This is a genomic window from Parasphingopyxis sp. CP4 (assembly GCF_013378055.1).
GTDB lineage: Bacteria > Pseudomonadota > Alphaproteobacteria > Sphingomonadales > Sphingomonadaceae > Parasphingopyxis.
On the sequence record NZ_CP051130.1, the window covers coordinates 1,557,738 to 1,572,235 of the forward strand.

Annotated in this window: 11 protein-coding genes; 3 read left to right on the forward strand and 8 right to left on the reverse strand. The window is 59.3% G+C overall.

Going from position 1 to position 14,498, the window contains the following annotated elements; all coding sequences use genetic code 11:
• Positions 1-52 precede the first annotated feature (52 nt).
• From HFP51_RS07510 to HFP51_RS07525, 4 genes are all read right to left on the reverse strand, one after another.
• Positions 53-1,066 carry an SPFH domain-containing protein gene (locus HFP51_RS07510; protein WP_176875148.1) on the reverse strand — a complete coding sequence of 338 codons (1,014 nt, stop codon included), beginning with the start codon at positions 1,064-1,066 and terminating at the stop codon, positions 53-55.
• Between the two features lie 171 nt (positions 1,067-1,237).
• The gene (locus HFP51_RS07515; RefSeq protein WP_176875149.1) at positions 1,238-3,955 is read right to left on the reverse strand and encodes a TonB-dependent receptor domain-containing protein; all 2,718 of its coding nucleotides are present in this window, start codon (positions 3,953-3,955) and stop codon (positions 1,238-1,240) included.
• 76 nt (positions 3,956-4,031) lie between these two features.
• Positions 4,032-5,585, reverse strand: a complete 1,554-nt coding sequence (locus tag HFP51_RS07520; protein ID WP_176875150.1) for a hypothetical protein — start codon at positions 5,583-5,585, stop codon at positions 4,032-4,034.
• A 179-nt stretch (positions 5,586-5,764) separates the two neighbouring features.
• Positions 5,765-6,529: a type II secretion system protein N gene (locus HFP51_RS07525; protein WP_176875151.1), complete on the reverse strand. Its 765-nt coding sequence runs from the start codon at positions 6,527-6,529 to the stop codon at positions 5,765-5,767.
• Between the two features lie 162 nt (positions 6,530-6,691).
• On the opposite strand from HFP51_RS07525, the gene acs reads away from it, so the two are divergent.
• Positions 6,692-8,632 (forward strand): acetate--CoA ligase, encoded by a 1,941-nt coding sequence (acs, locus tag HFP51_RS07530; protein ID WP_176875152.1) that lies wholly within the window; start codon positions 6,692-6,694, stop codon positions 8,630-8,632.
• Here acs and HFP51_RS07535 read toward each other — a convergent pair.
• Positions 8,629-9,327 (reverse strand): Crp/Fnr family transcriptional regulator, encoded by a 699-nt coding sequence (locus tag HFP51_RS07535; RefSeq protein WP_176875153.1) that lies wholly within the window; start codon positions 9,325-9,327, stop codon positions 8,629-8,631. The genes acs and HFP51_RS07535 overlap by 4 nt on opposite strands.
• 76 nt (positions 9,328-9,403) lie before the next feature.
• Here HFP51_RS07535 and HFP51_RS07540 point away from each other — a divergent pair, with 76 nt between their 5' ends.
• A complete protein-coding gene (locus HFP51_RS07540; RefSeq protein ID WP_176875154.1) occupies positions 9,404-10,246 on the forward strand; it encodes a sterol desaturase family protein in 843 nt (280 codons plus the stop codon).
• On the opposite strand, the gene HFP51_RS07545 is transcribed toward HFP51_RS07540, so the two are convergent.
• Positions 10,243-11,262, reverse strand: a complete 1,020-nt coding sequence (locus HFP51_RS07545; protein ID WP_370462903.1) for an NAD-dependent epimerase/dehydratase family protein — start codon at positions 11,260-11,262, stop codon at positions 10,243-10,245. The genes HFP51_RS07540 and HFP51_RS07545 overlap by 4 nt on opposite strands.
• 73 nt (positions 11,263-11,335) lie before the next feature.
• Complete coding sequence (locus HFP51_RS07550) at positions 11,336-11,866, reverse strand: hypothetical protein (RefSeq protein ID WP_176875155.1); 531 nt, start codon at positions 11,864-11,866, stop codon at positions 11,336-11,338.
• A gap of 97 nt (positions 11,867-11,963) precedes the next feature.
• On the opposite strand from HFP51_RS07550, the gene HFP51_RS07555 reads away from it, so the two are divergent.
• Positions 11,964-13,097 carry an FAD-binding oxidoreductase gene (locus tag HFP51_RS07555; protein ID WP_176875156.1) on the forward strand — a complete coding sequence of 378 codons (1,134 nt, stop codon included), beginning with the start codon at positions 11,964-11,966 and terminating at the stop codon, positions 13,095-13,097.
• Here HFP51_RS07555 and gorA read toward each other — a convergent pair.
• On the reverse strand, positions 13,094-14,443 hold the full coding sequence (gene gorA / locus HFP51_RS07560; protein WP_176875157.1) for a glutathione-disulfide reductase: 1,350 nt from the start codon (positions 14,441-14,443) through the stop codon (positions 13,094-13,096). The two genes, HFP51_RS07555 and gorA, sit on opposite strands and share 4 nt — an antisense overlap.
• Between the last annotated feature and the right edge of the window lie 55 nt (positions 14,444-14,498).

A 14,498-nucleotide genomic window follows, 5' to 3' on the forward strand; every position in this document is an offset into this window, starting at 1 on the left:
AATTCGGGCAGTTTTCAGACTGCATCGCTTTGCCAGTTCCCCCGCGTTCCGATTATATCTTGCTCAGCAGATCCGCCTTTTTCGCGTCAAACTCTTCCTGGCTGATCGCGCCCATTTCCTGCAGCTTGTGGAGCTTCTCGATCATCTCGAATGGATCGGCATCATCGGCTGCAGCGGCAGGCGCTGCTGGGGCGGCTGGTGCAGCTGCAGGCTGCTGGGCCAGCGCGCCGGCCATCGTCTGGCCAATCGCCATACCCGCGCCAGCACCGGCACCGAGACCGGCCATACCACCTTCCTGTTCGGCAGCCTTTTCGATTGCCTCTGCGGCCTGGAATTTCGCATATTGATCGAGATCGCCAAGCACCCGCATCGAGCTTTTCTTGTCGAGATGCTTCTGGACCTCTTCGGGTAGCGAAACGCTTTCCACGAAAAATGTCGGAACCTCGAGGCCATATTGCTCAAATGCCGGCCCAACCGCTTCCTTCAGCGCTTCGGACAGCTTCTGTTGATTGGCAGCAAGATCAAGGAACGGAACGCCGCCGCCGCCAAGGCCGGTGGCCAGCGCCGTCATGATCGCGGCGCGCAATTGCGGTTCAATCGAGCTGACCGTTACATCGTCCAACGTGCCGACAAGCGCAGAATAGAATGGCGCGATATCTTTCACGCGGAAGGAATATGTGCCGAAGGCGCGCAGCCGCACCGGACCCAGTTCTGGATCGCGGATCGTTACCGGCTGCACCGTGCCCCATTTCAGATTCACCTGTTCCTTCTGCGAGAAGAAATAGACGTCCGTCTTGAACGGGGATTTAAATGCCTTGTCCCAGTTTTTCAGGTTAGTGAGGATCGGCATGTTCGAGGTATCGAGCGTGTGCAGGCCCGGGCCGTACATATCGGCCAGAACGCCCTCGTCGATCACCACGGCAGCCTGGGTTTCGCGGACCGTCAGCTGGGCGCCATTCTGGATTTCATTGTCCTGGAAATCGAGGCGTTCGGCCAGCAGACCGGGCTCCTCCTCCCATTCGATGACATCGACAAATTGTTTCGAAATGAAATCCCGCAGGCCCATTAGAGTCTCTCCCTTTCCCAAGTGCGACATTAGCGGTGTTGCGCGGTCGCGCAAACCATGTTGCCGATATAGGGAGGCAACACGCTGATTTTTAGACCTAAGACCGAAAAACCAAGGAAAAAGGGCGGAGAATTGCGATTCTCCGCCCCTTAGTCGTGTATTTCCGTCCACCTAGAAGGTCGTACTGAGACCAAATGAGAAACTCCGGCCGCGATCATAACTCAGGGCATCGATCGAAGATCCGTCCGGAGCACCATAAAATTCGCGGAAATTCTCGTTCAGAATATTGCGAATCTCAAGCGTTCCCTGCACTTCCTGACCGAACAGGCTAAAGGCCTGGCGCCACACAAAGTCGAGCTGGATCCGTCCTTCCTCAACAATGTCAGGCGCGTCCCCGATTGGCGAACGGTTGGTGATACGATCACTTGTATAGGTGACCAGCAGCGATTGCTGCGACAGGCTATCCTCGTCTTCCAGGCTGAGTTGCAAATTGAGGATATGATCCGATTGCCCGGTCAGCGCGACTCCATCGACGAAATAGTCTGCCGCCGGCTGCGGGGTCGAGAAGCCCGGTATCAGAACCGTATCGTTGCCGCCTACCGAAATTTCCGACTGGGTGAACGTATAGTTGAGCTGGGCTCTCAGTCGGCGGGACGAAAACAGGCCGCCCCAATCATAGAGCGGGAAGAATTTCACCAACTCGGTCTCGAAACCATAAAGCGTTGCCTGCGGTGCGTTCAGGAAGGTGACGTTGATGTCATTGTCACCGCTCGTCGCCAACTGTTCGATTGGGTTTTCGATATCCTTGTAAAAGGCCGCGATGCTGAACAGTTCGTCGCGTTGGAAATACCATTCGAACCGGGCTTCGACATTGAGCAGTTCGGAGTCGATCAATCGCGGATTGCCGCGGAAGGTGCGATCATTGTCCGGATCTGTATAGGACGGCGCTGCCAATTCGCGGAATTGCGGCCGGCCGATTGTGCGCGACGCACCGAGACGCAGCTGCATATCCTCGGCAAAGTTCCAGGTCATGGTCACCGCCGGCAGCCAATAATCATTTTCGAGCGGCGGTGCGACGAATAGCGGATTCACATTGAACCCGAAAAACGGAATAGCCGTTACGCTTTGCGTTGCATCTTCATAGCGGACGCCCGCTGCGATGCTGAAACCGTCAAACTGCTCGACATCCAGCTGGCCATAGCCAGCATTCACTTCCAGCTCGGCCGTATAGGCGTCACCACCCTGGGCATCGGTACGTTCTTCAACGAAGATATCGTAAAAACCGATTGTTGCGTTGGAGAACAGGAAGTCCGGGCGCAGCTGGGTAACCGGAAACGGCAGACCGCCCTGGCGTTGCGTTACAAAGCGGAATGCCCGGCGTTCGAAATCGCGCTGGTTCAGATAATAGGCATAGCCGACATTGATATCGAACCGCCGACCAGTTGGAACGCTGTACGTCAGATCGATCTGACCACCCCAGACGTCGTCGCTCAGCTCCGAAAAACTCAGCAGGTCGGTCTGGCCGCCCGAACGCGTGTCATGAACGAAATCATTGGCAGTCGTATTGAACGCATATTGGATTTCGCGCTCATAGGGTGCCTCACGCTGTGCGTTGGCATAGCTGCCGCGCACATCGACATTGATATCGCCAAAGTCGAACTCGCCGACCAGCTGAGTGCTGATGAGCTGGCGTTCAAACCATTCGGTATTCTGGTTGTTCTGGATGGTGCCCGTGCTGCGTACCGGCGTCACCGAGGTGCTGATCCGGGCTTCTTTCGCAGTATCGCGAATATAGAGATTGGTGAAGCGGATCTTATGTTCGCCAAATTCCGCACCGATCCCGAGCAGGCCGTTCACGACAATCCGGTTCTGCGTCGAGAGGAACCGGAAATCAGACACATTGGGCGTGATCGTTTGGTCACCACTGGTGAATTCACCCTGCTGGCGCAGGCCGCCACGGGTTTCCCAGCTGTTGCTCCAACCGGCAGTTGCAACAAAGCCGAGCCGGAAGTCACTACCGATATCGAGATAGGTACCGCCGGTTATGTTGACGCTGCCGTTGAACGGAATGTCGTCATTGCGCTGGACAAGGTTGATATTCGCGTTCTGGAAGCTTTGAGAGATATCAACGATGTCCGCCACGAAACCGGGCGCGGAGGGATCGTTGAACTCGGGCTGGTCGAAACGGATGCGCACACCGCTATCGAGGGCGGATTGGACAAGGCTCGGGATATCCCGGGTACCATCGTCGAAACCGGTCCAGTCGCTGTCGCTACCATAATAGGTATAGCCAGTCTGGAGCGTGGTTTCGCTATTGCCGCTCAGGCTGCCGCTGAATGTAAGGAACGGCTCGTCGGGCACTGCGCGGGTGGTCAGGTTAATCACACCGCCGCCAAACTCACCGGTATAATTGACCGAATAGGTCTTTTGAACGAGCGAGCTGGCAAGAATGCTGGTCGGGAAGAGATCGAGCGGGACCGTCCGCTTCAGCGGTTCGGGAGATGGCAACGGCGAACCGTTGAGCAGGGCCAGTGAATAGCGCTCGCCCAGACCGCGGACATACACAAACCGCCCGCCGACCAAGCTGAGGCCGGAGACACGCTGGAGCGCGCCAGCGGCATCGCCCTCGCCCGTGCGGGCCAGATCTTCGGTGGACAGGACGGATAGAACTTCCGACGATTCCCGGATGGGTTCAGGGATATAGCGTCCCGTAACGACGATCGGCGTTCCGCTGCCGCCGCTGGTCGAGATGTCGACATCCTGCTGCTCATCCTCGACCGGAGCGTCGGACTGGGCAGCGGGATCTTCGGTTGTCTGGGCGATGGCGGCGGGGGCCGTGAGCGCACTCGATACAAGCAATAGGCCCGCGAGCGTGAATGTCTTGGTCATGGCTACTCTCTTCAATGCGGTAGAAACATGAATGGGCGGCGACTGAATGCAGCCGCCGCCCGATCATGCTCGACGATTAGCCGTAGAACGGCGTGACCAGGCAGGAGAGTCCGGCGTTGCCGGTGCCCTGCTCGTCGGATCCGAAGAGGCCGCAGGTCCAATCCTGGGTCCAGGGCGTTGCCCCCTCTTCAACGGCACCGATATATGTGACCGTTTGGATCGACGCGTCGGTGAACGCCGTGACGCCGCTTTCATTGGCGCCGTTGACGAAACCGTTGGTCAGCGAATTCGAGAAGCTCTCGTCATTATTCGCACCCAGGTTCCACAGCGTCGTGATTTCGGCGACCGTGATATTGCCCTCGCTGCCAAAGGCCGTCGGGCAATCGATGACGACCGACTGGAAGTCGGGGACACCATCGTCGCGGGTTTCCGCATCATCGAGGTTCAAACATTCGGCCTTGTCGGTCATGAGACCGTTCCACAGCTGGCCGCCAATCCCTTCGCGCAACAGCACGCCGAAATTCTTCGACCTGCCACCGCCGTAAAAGACGAAGTTGGCAAATGTCGGATCCGAACGCGGCGTGTTATCGAAGCGGGAGTCGGCCTCGATATAATGGTCGCCGCCAGCAGCGCGTTGTTCGACGATGATGAACTGGTTCACCCCGTTGTAACCGCTATCGACATCCAGACTGTCATCATCGGCACCGGTTACGACGATATGATCGCCATTGACCGTCCCGCCGAACCATTCGATGCCATCGTCCGAGCTGTTGTGAACCTGGACATAGCTGAACTCGGTGCCAGCCCCGACGCCGCCCAGCGAGATGCCGTTGAGCTCGTTACCGGTGCTGACTTCGAAGCCCGGGTAGCGGACCTGGACGTAGCGCAGCGTTCCGCTGTCATCCATCGCCTGGTCGCCGCCGTAGAAAGCGCCGGTCGTGCCTTCGATCTCGGTCTGGCAATCGGCCGTGCCGCCAGCGGGGTTGCCGCTGTCGCAATCGTTGATCGGCGCGCGACCAAGAATGACGAGGCCACCGAACAGGCCGATCGAGTCGGCGTTCACTGTGCCCGTTCCGTCGGTCTCATTCTGGAAGTTCGCGCGGGCCGTAAAGGTGATCGGGCTGCTCTGCGTACCAATTGCGTTAAGCTGCGATCCGCGCTGAACAACCAGGAAATCTGCGGTTCCGGCACCGATAATGACTACACCGGGGTCGATGTTAAGAATGCCCTGCGTGCCACCGGCTGCCATGCCATCACCGCCGACATCAACGCCGACATCAACGCGGCCGCCGAGCGAATAGACGACACCGTCAAGCTTCTGCAGCGTGACCGTACCGGTGATCGTGCCGTCGACCTGGCAGATGCGGAAATCGACCGAACCGTCATCATCGCCGTCGATCGTACCCGTGTTCGTCGTACCCATCGGGCAAGCAGACGCCGGTGTGATCGCATCGAAACGGGCCGTCGACGGTGCCGGACCAGACGGCGGAGGCGGAGGAGGCGGCGGTGCAGGCGCGGCCGGCGTAACAACAACGATATTGCCTTCGCCGGGCGACGCGACATCGTCGGCGCCACATGCAGCAAGCGGAATGGCAGCGCTCATCATGAGCAAGGTGCGAGTAGGTGACATGAAGAAGAACCCCTTTGGACCGTGAACTTGGCGTGACGAACCGCCAGGCGGGTGCCAGCGGTCTCCGCGACGGCCCCTATGGGGTCTATGTGATTCCCTGATGACGGAAATATTGGGCTTATGTTACGGCTGCCGAAACGAAAATGTCACAAAGCTTTACGACCGGCTAATTTGCTGCCTCAGCGCCCATCGATGGTGATCGTCTGTTCTTGTCCATCGCGAATTATTTCGACGTCGAACGTCCCTCGCTCGCGCATCCGTTCCGGGATTCCGGCAACGTCATCGGCATCTTCAAGCCCGAGTCCACCGACTCGCAAGATGATATCGTCTGGGGTGATTCCCGCACTCTGAAACAGCTCGGGCATGCGGTCCGCGCGAAAGCGATAGCCGGCATGGCGACCGTCGATCCGGGCCGGGGCGAGTGCAGCTTGATACTCGCGGGATTCTCGCCGGGCTTCTGGGCTGTTGCGACCGTCGGGTTCGCTCGACGCGCCAGAAGGCGTCGCCGCAGCGCCACCATTGGCGTCATCAGCAAAGGCAAGCCGCACCTCGCGGCCATTTTCGCGCAGCAGCACATGATCACCGGCAACCGCGAGCAGCGGCACGCCAGGAATGACATTGCGGCCGACGCGCACCAGGCGCTGCGGGCCAGCGCCGGTCGAGATGATGGCCGAGCCACTATCCCCGATCCCCATCACACCATGGAGCCGCAGCTCGGCAACCGAATTGGTCGGTGCGGGCTGGCTCTGCGTGGCGACGGGCTCAGCTGCTGGTGGCGGCGCGTTAACCGGTGGAGCGCGGTCGGCTTCTGGTGCTGGATCGCGGAACAGCCAGAGCAGCAGCAACAGCGCGACGACACCGGCACCGACCAGCACAGCCAGACGCCGCGGCGAGGTCTCGCCATCGCGGTCGAACTGCAAGAAGCCCGGCTTGTTTTCATCCATGCTGCACTCTCCTGGGCGCGCATCCTTAGGCGCCCCACATGACAATCTGGCGTCAGAAAGCAAGCCGGGGGCTTGGCATTCTCCGGCCCAGACGCAAAAACAGGGTTGCTATCACCCCCGCCCTCGCGTCACTAAGGCAGTGAAAATTCAGGAGACCAAGTGGTGAGCGAGCAAGATATCTTCCCGGTTCCGAAAGAATGGGCCAACCGCGCCCATGCGGACAAGGCGGAATATGAACTCCTCTATGGCCGGTCACTGGCCGATCCGGGCACCTTCTGGCTGGAACAGGCGCGCACGCTGGACTGGATCAAGCGGCCCGAAATCTCCGGCGACTGGAGCTTTGATGCCAGCGATTTTCACATCAACTGGTTTACCGATGGCCAGCTGAACGTCTCAGCCAACTGCCTCGACCGTCATCTCGCGACGCGCGGCGATGAAGTCGCGATCATCTGGGAACCCGATGATCCGGAGGAGGAGCCCAAAAAATTCACCTATCGCCAACTCCATCGTGAAGTATGCCGTTTTGCCAATGTCCTGAAGCAGGAAGGCGCACGCCGCGGCGATCGGGTCACCATCTATATGCCGATGATCCCGGAGGCGGCCTTTGCAGTACTCGCCTGTGCACGGATCGGCGCGATCCACTCCGTCGTCTTTGGCGGCTTCTCACCCGAAGCGCTCGCCGGCAGGATCACCGATTGCGACAGCAGCCATGTGATCACCGCCGATGAAGGCAGACGCGGCGGCAAGCGCGTGGCGCTCAAGGCCAATGTCGACAAGGCGGCCGAACAGGTCAGCTGCCTCAAAAAAGTCATCACGGTCCGGGCGACCGGCGGCGATATCGATATGCGGGCCGGACGCGACGTCTGGTATCATGAAGCCGTTGAAACCGTGGATGCGGAATGTCCGCCCGAAGCGATGGGCGCGGAAGACCCGCTCTTCATCCTCTATACGTCGGGCTCGACCGGCAAACCCAAGGGCGTGCTCCACACCTCGGGCGGCTATCTGCTCTGGGCATCGCTCAGCCACAAATATGTGTTCGATTATAATCCGGGCGAGATTTACTGGTGCGCGGCCGATATCGGCTGGGTCACCGGCCATAGCTATATCATCTATGGCCCGCTCGCGAATGGCGCGACGACGCTGATGTATGAAGGCGTCCCCAACTGGCCGACACCGAGCCGGATCTGGGAAGTAGCGGACCGGCACAATGTCGAGATCCTCTATACCGCCCCGACGGCGCTGCGCGCGCTGATGCGTGAAGGCGATGATTATGTGACACGCACCAGCCGCGCGAGCATTCGCCTGCTCGGTACGGTCGGCGAACCGATCAACCCGGAAGCCTGGCGCTGGTATCATAATGTCGTCGGCGAAGGGCGCTGCCCGATCGTCGATACCTGGTGGCAGACCGAAACCGGCGCGGCGATGATCGCCCCCCTGCCCGGCGCGACCGATCTCAAGCCCGGCAGCGCGACCAAGCCATTCTTTGGCATCGAGCCGCAGATCGTGGATGGCGAAGGCCAGGTCTTGCACGGCGCGACCGAAGGCAATCTATGCATCACCCGCTCATGGCCCGGCCAGATGCGCACCGTTTATGGCGATCACAAACGCTTTTTCGACACCTATTTCACCACCTTCCCCGGCAAATATTTCACCGGCGATGGCTGTCGCCGGGACGAGGATGGCTATTATTGGATCACCGGCCGGGTCGATGACGTAATCAATGTCTCTGGCCACCGCATGGGGACTGCCGAAGTCGAAAGCGCGCTCGTGCTCCACAAGGATGTATCCGAGGCCGCCGTGGTCGGCATGCCGCACGAGGTCAAAGGCCAGGGCATCTATGCCTATGTGACGCTCAACGTGGACACAGAGCCGAGCGAAGAGCTGCGCAAGGAGCTCGTCGGCTGGGTCCGTACCGAGATCGGTCCGATTGCCTCGCCCGATGCGATCCAGTTCGCCCCCGCCCTACCCAAGACCCGCTCCGGCAAGATCATGCGCCGCATCCTGCGCAAGATAGCCGAAGGCGATGTCAGCAGCCTGGGCGATACGAGTACGCTGGCTGAACCGGCCGTGGTCGACGATCTGGTCGCGAACCGGGTTGGCTAGTCGCGCGGGTTGAGCGGCGTCAGCAGGCTGCGGGCGGCGACCCAATCCTGGAGCGCGGAGAGATCCGCGATGCGCACGGCGCGATAGGCGGTTTCGACGAGACCAGCCTCGGCGAGCTCAGTTAATACTTTCCCCGTGGTAACGCGGCTGGTGGCGATGGCTTCGGCCAGCGCCGACTGGCTGGCGCGGACGATGTGATGATCGCCATCCGGCTCGGCGAGATCGACCAGCGCTTTTGCAAGCCGGGCATTGGCGGGGAGCCGTCGCTGATCGTCGAGCCGTTCGAGCGCCAGTGACAATTGCCGCGCGAGGCTTACCAGCAGATGATCGCGAATGGCGGGCTGGGTATCGAGCAATTGCGTAAAGCCCGCGCGCGACACTTCATGGATCGCGGTATCGCCGACGGCCACCGCATCGAGCGTACGCGGGATATCGAGAAACAGCGTCATCTCGCCAAAGGCATCGCCCGGACCATGGACAAGATAGGTGGAGCGCTCCCCCTCGGCATCGGTTGCACTCATCCGTACCGCGCCTTCCGCAATGACCGAAATCCCGGGCTTGCGATCGCCGCGCTGCTGGATCGTCGCGCCATCGCGATAGCGCATCAAGGTACCCGCCGATGCCAAAGCCGCCTGCATCTCTTCGGGCATGCGCCCCAGAAATTCGCCGAAAAAGGGAGAAAAGGGTGCGTCCATCAATTGCTAACTAGTTTGCAGTTCATGACCGCACTTACTGCTACGTCTTGATCAACAAGACAAGGGAGAGGGTGTCATGCAGACCAGTACGATCATCATATTGGCTATCTATTTCGGCTATGCGCTGATTGAATTGTGGCGCACGGCGCTGTTCAACAAGGCAGAGCAGACCCGCGGTGACGGGATCGTCGAAGCGGTCAGCACCATCGTGCTGCTCTTTGTCACCCAACCCTTCATCCTGTTCAGTTCCGCCTGGCTCGCCGGGCAGATCGCTCCGGGCTATGCCGGAGCGCTGGCGGGCATCCCGATCCTTGCCGCTGTCGCGCTGTTCCTGCTGTTCGACGATATGATGCAATATTGGTGGCACCGCGCTGCGCACACATTTCCGCTGCTCTACAAGCTGCATCGCCCGCATCATGACGCGCGCTATATGAGCATCCGCCTCGTCTATCGGAATAATCTTTTCTACTATCTCACCATGCCTGGGATCTGGTTCTCCGGGGTGCTGATCTATCTCGGCCTCGGCTATGTTTATGCGGGCTATATTGTCGTGAAGCTGCTGGTGATTACCGGGGCACATTCGGACGCTGCCTGGGATCGACCGCTCTACAAGATTGGCTGGCTCTCGCCGGTCATGTGGGTTGTCGAACGCACCATTTCGACACCCGCAACCCACCATGCCCATCACGGCCGCCACAAGGCGGATGGCGTGACCAACTATAAGGGCAATTTCGGCAATCTTCTGTTCTTCTGGGACGTGCTCTTTGGCACCGCGAAAATCACGCGCGCCTATCCAGAAAGCTATGGCGTTGAAAATCTGCCGGCGACGTCGACAGGCGAAATGCTGGCCTGGCCGCTGATCAGCACCGGAAATTCAGCAAAGGGCGAAGAGCCGGCCGCTGTTCCGGCGACCGCTTAAGTCGTCACAATGCCGTGATCGATCAGGCTGCGCGCAGTGTCGATAATCGTCACCTCTTCATCGCGCGTCTGCCAATCGAGCTTTTCCTTGGCATGGCTGACATCGGCATGACGGACCTTGCCGAGCTCTGACTTCACCTGGCGGGCGACCGGGTCCCAGATCGCCACGACTTTCATCAGCCAGTCCGGCAATTTGCGGGTCGGCACCTTTTTGGCTTCATCGCCGAGCTTCTCTTTGAGCAGCATCGCGATGTCATGCAGCTTGTAGAATTTGCCTGCCGCGAAGAAGCGTTCGCCGTCCATATCCGGCGCAGTGAGCGCGCGGACATGAAGGTCGGCCACATCGCGTACATCGACAACGCAGAAGCCAAGATCCGGCGCGCCCGGAAAACTACCATCCATCATCTTCTTCACGGCTTCGAGAGACGTCGAAAAATCAGGACTCAAAATCGGGCCGAGCACCATGCTCGGATTGATCGAGCAATATTCCATCTCGCCGCCCTCGGCAGCCATCCAATCCCGCGCGGCGCGCTCGGATATCGTCTTGGATTTCACATAGGGATAGACGTCCGGGTGATCGAGATTGGTCCAGTCCTTCTCGCTGAACGTATATTCGCCGCGATCCACACCATAGGCGATCGCCGCCATCGAGGACGTCATCACGACGCGTTGAACGCCCGCTTCCTTGGCAAAGCGCAGGGCCCGCAAGGCCCCGTCGCGCGCGGGAATGATCAGATCATCCTCATTTTTGGGCGAGGCATCGGGGAGCGGCGAGGCGAGATGCGCAACATGGGTGCAGCCCTGCATCGCCTCGGCCCAGCCCTCATCGGACATGAGATCGGCCGCAAATACGCTCAGCTTGCTGTTATCGACATCCAGGATATCGCGGACTTGCTGCTCCTTGGCGAGCGAGCGGATCGTCGTGCGGACCGTCCAGCCTTCGGCGACAAGCTGGCGAATGGTGAAGCCGGCAATATAGCCACTGCCTCCGGTAACAAGAACGGTGCCGGTCATCATCTCTCTCCCCCGATTGGATGCCGGCAATCCTATGAGGCGTTACTGCCGAACGCAACGGAACCCGGGGGCGGCGTTACTCTGCGGCGGATGAGGGTTGCACGGACGCTTCCAGGGCAGGCGCCATCGCTTCGGAATAGAATAGCACTTCGGGCGGCTCGAAACGCCAGGCTGTGTTATGATCCTGAAACCCGATTATCCGCGGCGCCTGTTCGCTGCCTTCAAAATAGAGGCCCTCGGTCTCATAGGCCGCGCGCATCGCCGCAATGATCCGATCCTCGTCGTCCGCATCGACCATCATCCAGATCATTTCGAGAACCCCGTCGCGAAAAACGAACTCGGCAAAGCGGGGTTCGCCCATATAGGCAAAGCCATTGCAATCGAGTTGCTGCTGGATCTCCTGCACATCCGGCATGAAGGGCGGATCGATCGTTCGGATGTTCCATTCGGGGCAATGGTCAGAAAGCCGTTCCGTCATGGTTTCGAGACTGGCCCCGAACTCGACCACATCGGGAATGGTGACATCGTTCGCCGCATCGGTCGACTGGGCCGAGGCACTGGCGGGCACAGCCAGGGCAAGCGACAGCAAGAGCGGTGTGATTTTCACGACATGGGCCTCCTGATTTCTGCGCCGTTGCTACACTGTATTACTATGATAATACAATAGCCTTTGCAGAGCTGTTGGAACGCCATAAGGCACCTTTATGCGAACCCTCGACACAATCGTCATCGGTGCGGGCATTGCCGGCCTCTCCGCCGCCGCGCGGATTGCCCAGCATTGCGATACTGTCGTGCTCGAACGCGAAAGCGCACCCGGCTATCACTCCTCGGGGCGCAGCGCGACATTCTGCCATTTCGGGATCGGCAACGGACTGGTCCATCGGCTCACCGCGATCAGCAAGGCGATCTTCGCAACGCCGCAGGAAGGCGATCATCCGCCACTCGCCCGACGCATGGCGGCATTCTTCATCGCCCGCGATCATGAACGCGAAGCGCTCAAGAGACTGACCGAGACCACCCTCTCCCACTCCCCTGATGCGCGGCAAATCGCTGAGGAGGAGATTTCAGACATCGTCCCTGTTCTGAAGATCGGCGATGATGGTTTTGTCGGCGGACTATACGATCCTGACGCCTATAAGCTCGATAGCGATGCTATGCTCCAAGCCAATGTCCGAGCATTGCGAGATGCAGGTGGTGCACTGATTTCAAATTCTCCAGTGACTGGCATTCGCGCGGTCGGCTCCAACTGGATCGTCGATACGCCCGGTGAGAGCTATCAGGCACGGCGTATCATCAATGCAGCGGGATCCTGGGCTGATGATATTGCGACAATGGCCAGTGTTACGCCGCTCTGCCTGACACCGTTGAAACGCACCATCATCGCGATCCGCCCGCCGGACGGCATAGATGTCAGCGACTGGCCCTTCACCAAGACTGTTGGTGAAGGTTTCTACATGCTTCCGGAAGGTTCCGGTCGATTGCTTGCCTGCCCTATGGACGAAACCCCCAGCGAACCTTGCGATGCTCAGCCCGATGAGGAAACCATCGCTCTTGCTGCGTGGCAGGTCGAGCAGGCAACGACCATGTCGATCCGGCGGATCGACCATAAATGGTCGGGCTTGCGAACCTTCGCGCCAGACAAGAGCCCGGTCGCCGGCTACGCGCCTGACGCGCCCGGCTTCTTCTGGCTGGCAGGTCAGGGAGGCTTTGGCCTCCAGACATCACCGGGAATGGCCATGGCGGCCGAAGCGCTGTCGCTCGACCTCGATTGGCCAGAGCCTCTCCGCGCTATGGACATCGATCCAACCGAACTGAGCCCGGCCAGATTGCGACGCTAACGCAGCAGGACCAGTTCTTCGGCCATCGTCGGGTGCAAGGCGACGACATTGTCGAAGTCTGCTTTGGTGAGTTTCGCCTTGATCGCCACAGCAGCGGCCTGCAGGATTTCCGGCGCATCCGGCCCGATCATATGGAGACCAACAACACGGTCCGTATCTGCATCCGTGACCATCTTGTACAGCGCGCGCTCGTTACGCTCGGCAAGCACATCTTTCATCGCCCGGAAATCCGACTGGTAGACCTTGATCGAGCCGAGCTGATTTCGCGCTTCGCCCTCGGTTAGCCCGACAGCGGCCAGTGGTGGGTGGCTGAAGACGGCCGAGGGGATGCAGCCATAGTCAACCGTAGTCGGCGTGTCGTTGAACACCGTTTCGGCAAAGGCATTGCCTTCGCGAATAGCGACAGGCGTTAGCTGTACCCGATTGGTAACATCGCCAACCGCGTAGACGCTGTCGACATTGGATTTGCTATATTCATCCACGACGATGGCACCGCCATCATCCAACTCAACGCCGGCACTTTCGAGGCCCAGGCCATCCGTCTTGGGCACGCGGCCGGTCGCGATCAGCACCTGATCCACGGTGATTGGATCATGATTGCTCATACGCACTTCTAGGCTGCCATCATCGTTGCGCTCGATATTCTCAAACTGCGCATTGAAGCGGAATTCGATACCCTTCATCATCGAAATCTGGAGCAGGCGATCGCGGATCGACTGGTCATATTGGCGCAGGATCACATCTGAACGATTTATCAGCGTCACCTTGCTACCAAGCTTGTTGAAAATACCGGCAAATTCATTGGCTATATAGCCGGCACCGGCGATCAATACGCGCTTCGGCAAGGTGTCGAGATGAAAGACTTCGTTCGAGCTGATCGCATGTTTCGAGCCCGGAAATTCCGGGATATGCGGCCATGCGCCGGTCGCGACCAGGATATATTTCGCGCTCTTCGTCTCGCCGCTTGCCAATGTGACCTCATTGGGACCGCTGATGGTTGCGCGCTCGTGATAAATCTCAACATCATGACTATTCAGCGTGTCAGTATAGGCACCATTGATCCGGTCGACCTCTTTCAGAACATTATCGCGCAAGGTTGGCCAATCGAAACTGGGTTGCTCCGACAGCTGCCATCCGAATTTCTGGGCGTCTTTAAGGTCTTCCGCGAAATGCGCGCCGTACACGAGCAGTTTCTTGGGCACACAACCGCGGATCACACATGTGCCACCAACTTTGTGCTCTTCAGCAATGGCAACATTGGCACCAAAGGCAGCCGATACGCGCGCGGCGCGCACGCCACCGGATCCCGCTCCGATTACGAATAGATCATAGTCAAACTCGGCCATATGTAATTCCCGCTGTTATTTTCTTGTTAGTGTTCGATCTGGGTACGCCACTGGT

Coding starts and splice junctions, on each gene's coding strand:
- HFP51_RS07510 (WP_176875148.1), bottom strand. CDS start 1,066: ATGGGCCTGCGGGATTTCATTTCGAAACAATTTGTCGATGTCATCGAA.
- HFP51_RS07515 (WP_176875149.1), bottom strand. CDS start 3,955: ATGACCAAGACATTCACGCTCGCGGGCCTATTGCTTGTATCGAGTGCG.
- HFP51_RS07520 (WP_176875150.1), bottom strand. CDS start 5,585: ATGTCACCTACTCGCACCTTGCTCATGATGAGCGCTGCCATTCCGCTT.
- HFP51_RS07525 (WP_176875151.1), bottom strand. CDS start 6,529: ATGGATGAAAACAAGCCGGGCTTCTTGCAGTTCGACCGCGATGGCGAG.
- HFP51_RS07535 (WP_176875153.1), bottom strand. CDS start 9,327: ATGGACGCACCCTTTTCTCCCTTTTTCGGCGAATTTCTGGGGCGCATG.
- HFP51_RS07540 (WP_176875154.1), top strand. CDS start 9,404: ATGCAGACCAGTACGATCATCATATTGGCTATCTATTTCGGCTATGCG.
- HFP51_RS07545 (WP_370462903.1), bottom strand. CDS start 11,262: ATGATGACCGGCACCGTTCTTGTTACCGGAGGCAGTGGCTATATTGCC.
- HFP51_RS07555 (WP_176875156.1), top strand. CDS start 11,964: ATGCGAACCCTCGACACAATCGTCATCGGTGCGGGCATTGCCGGCCTC.
- gorA (WP_176875157.1), bottom strand. CDS start 14,443: ATGGCCGAGTTTGACTATGATCTATTCGTAATCGGAGCGGGATCCGGT.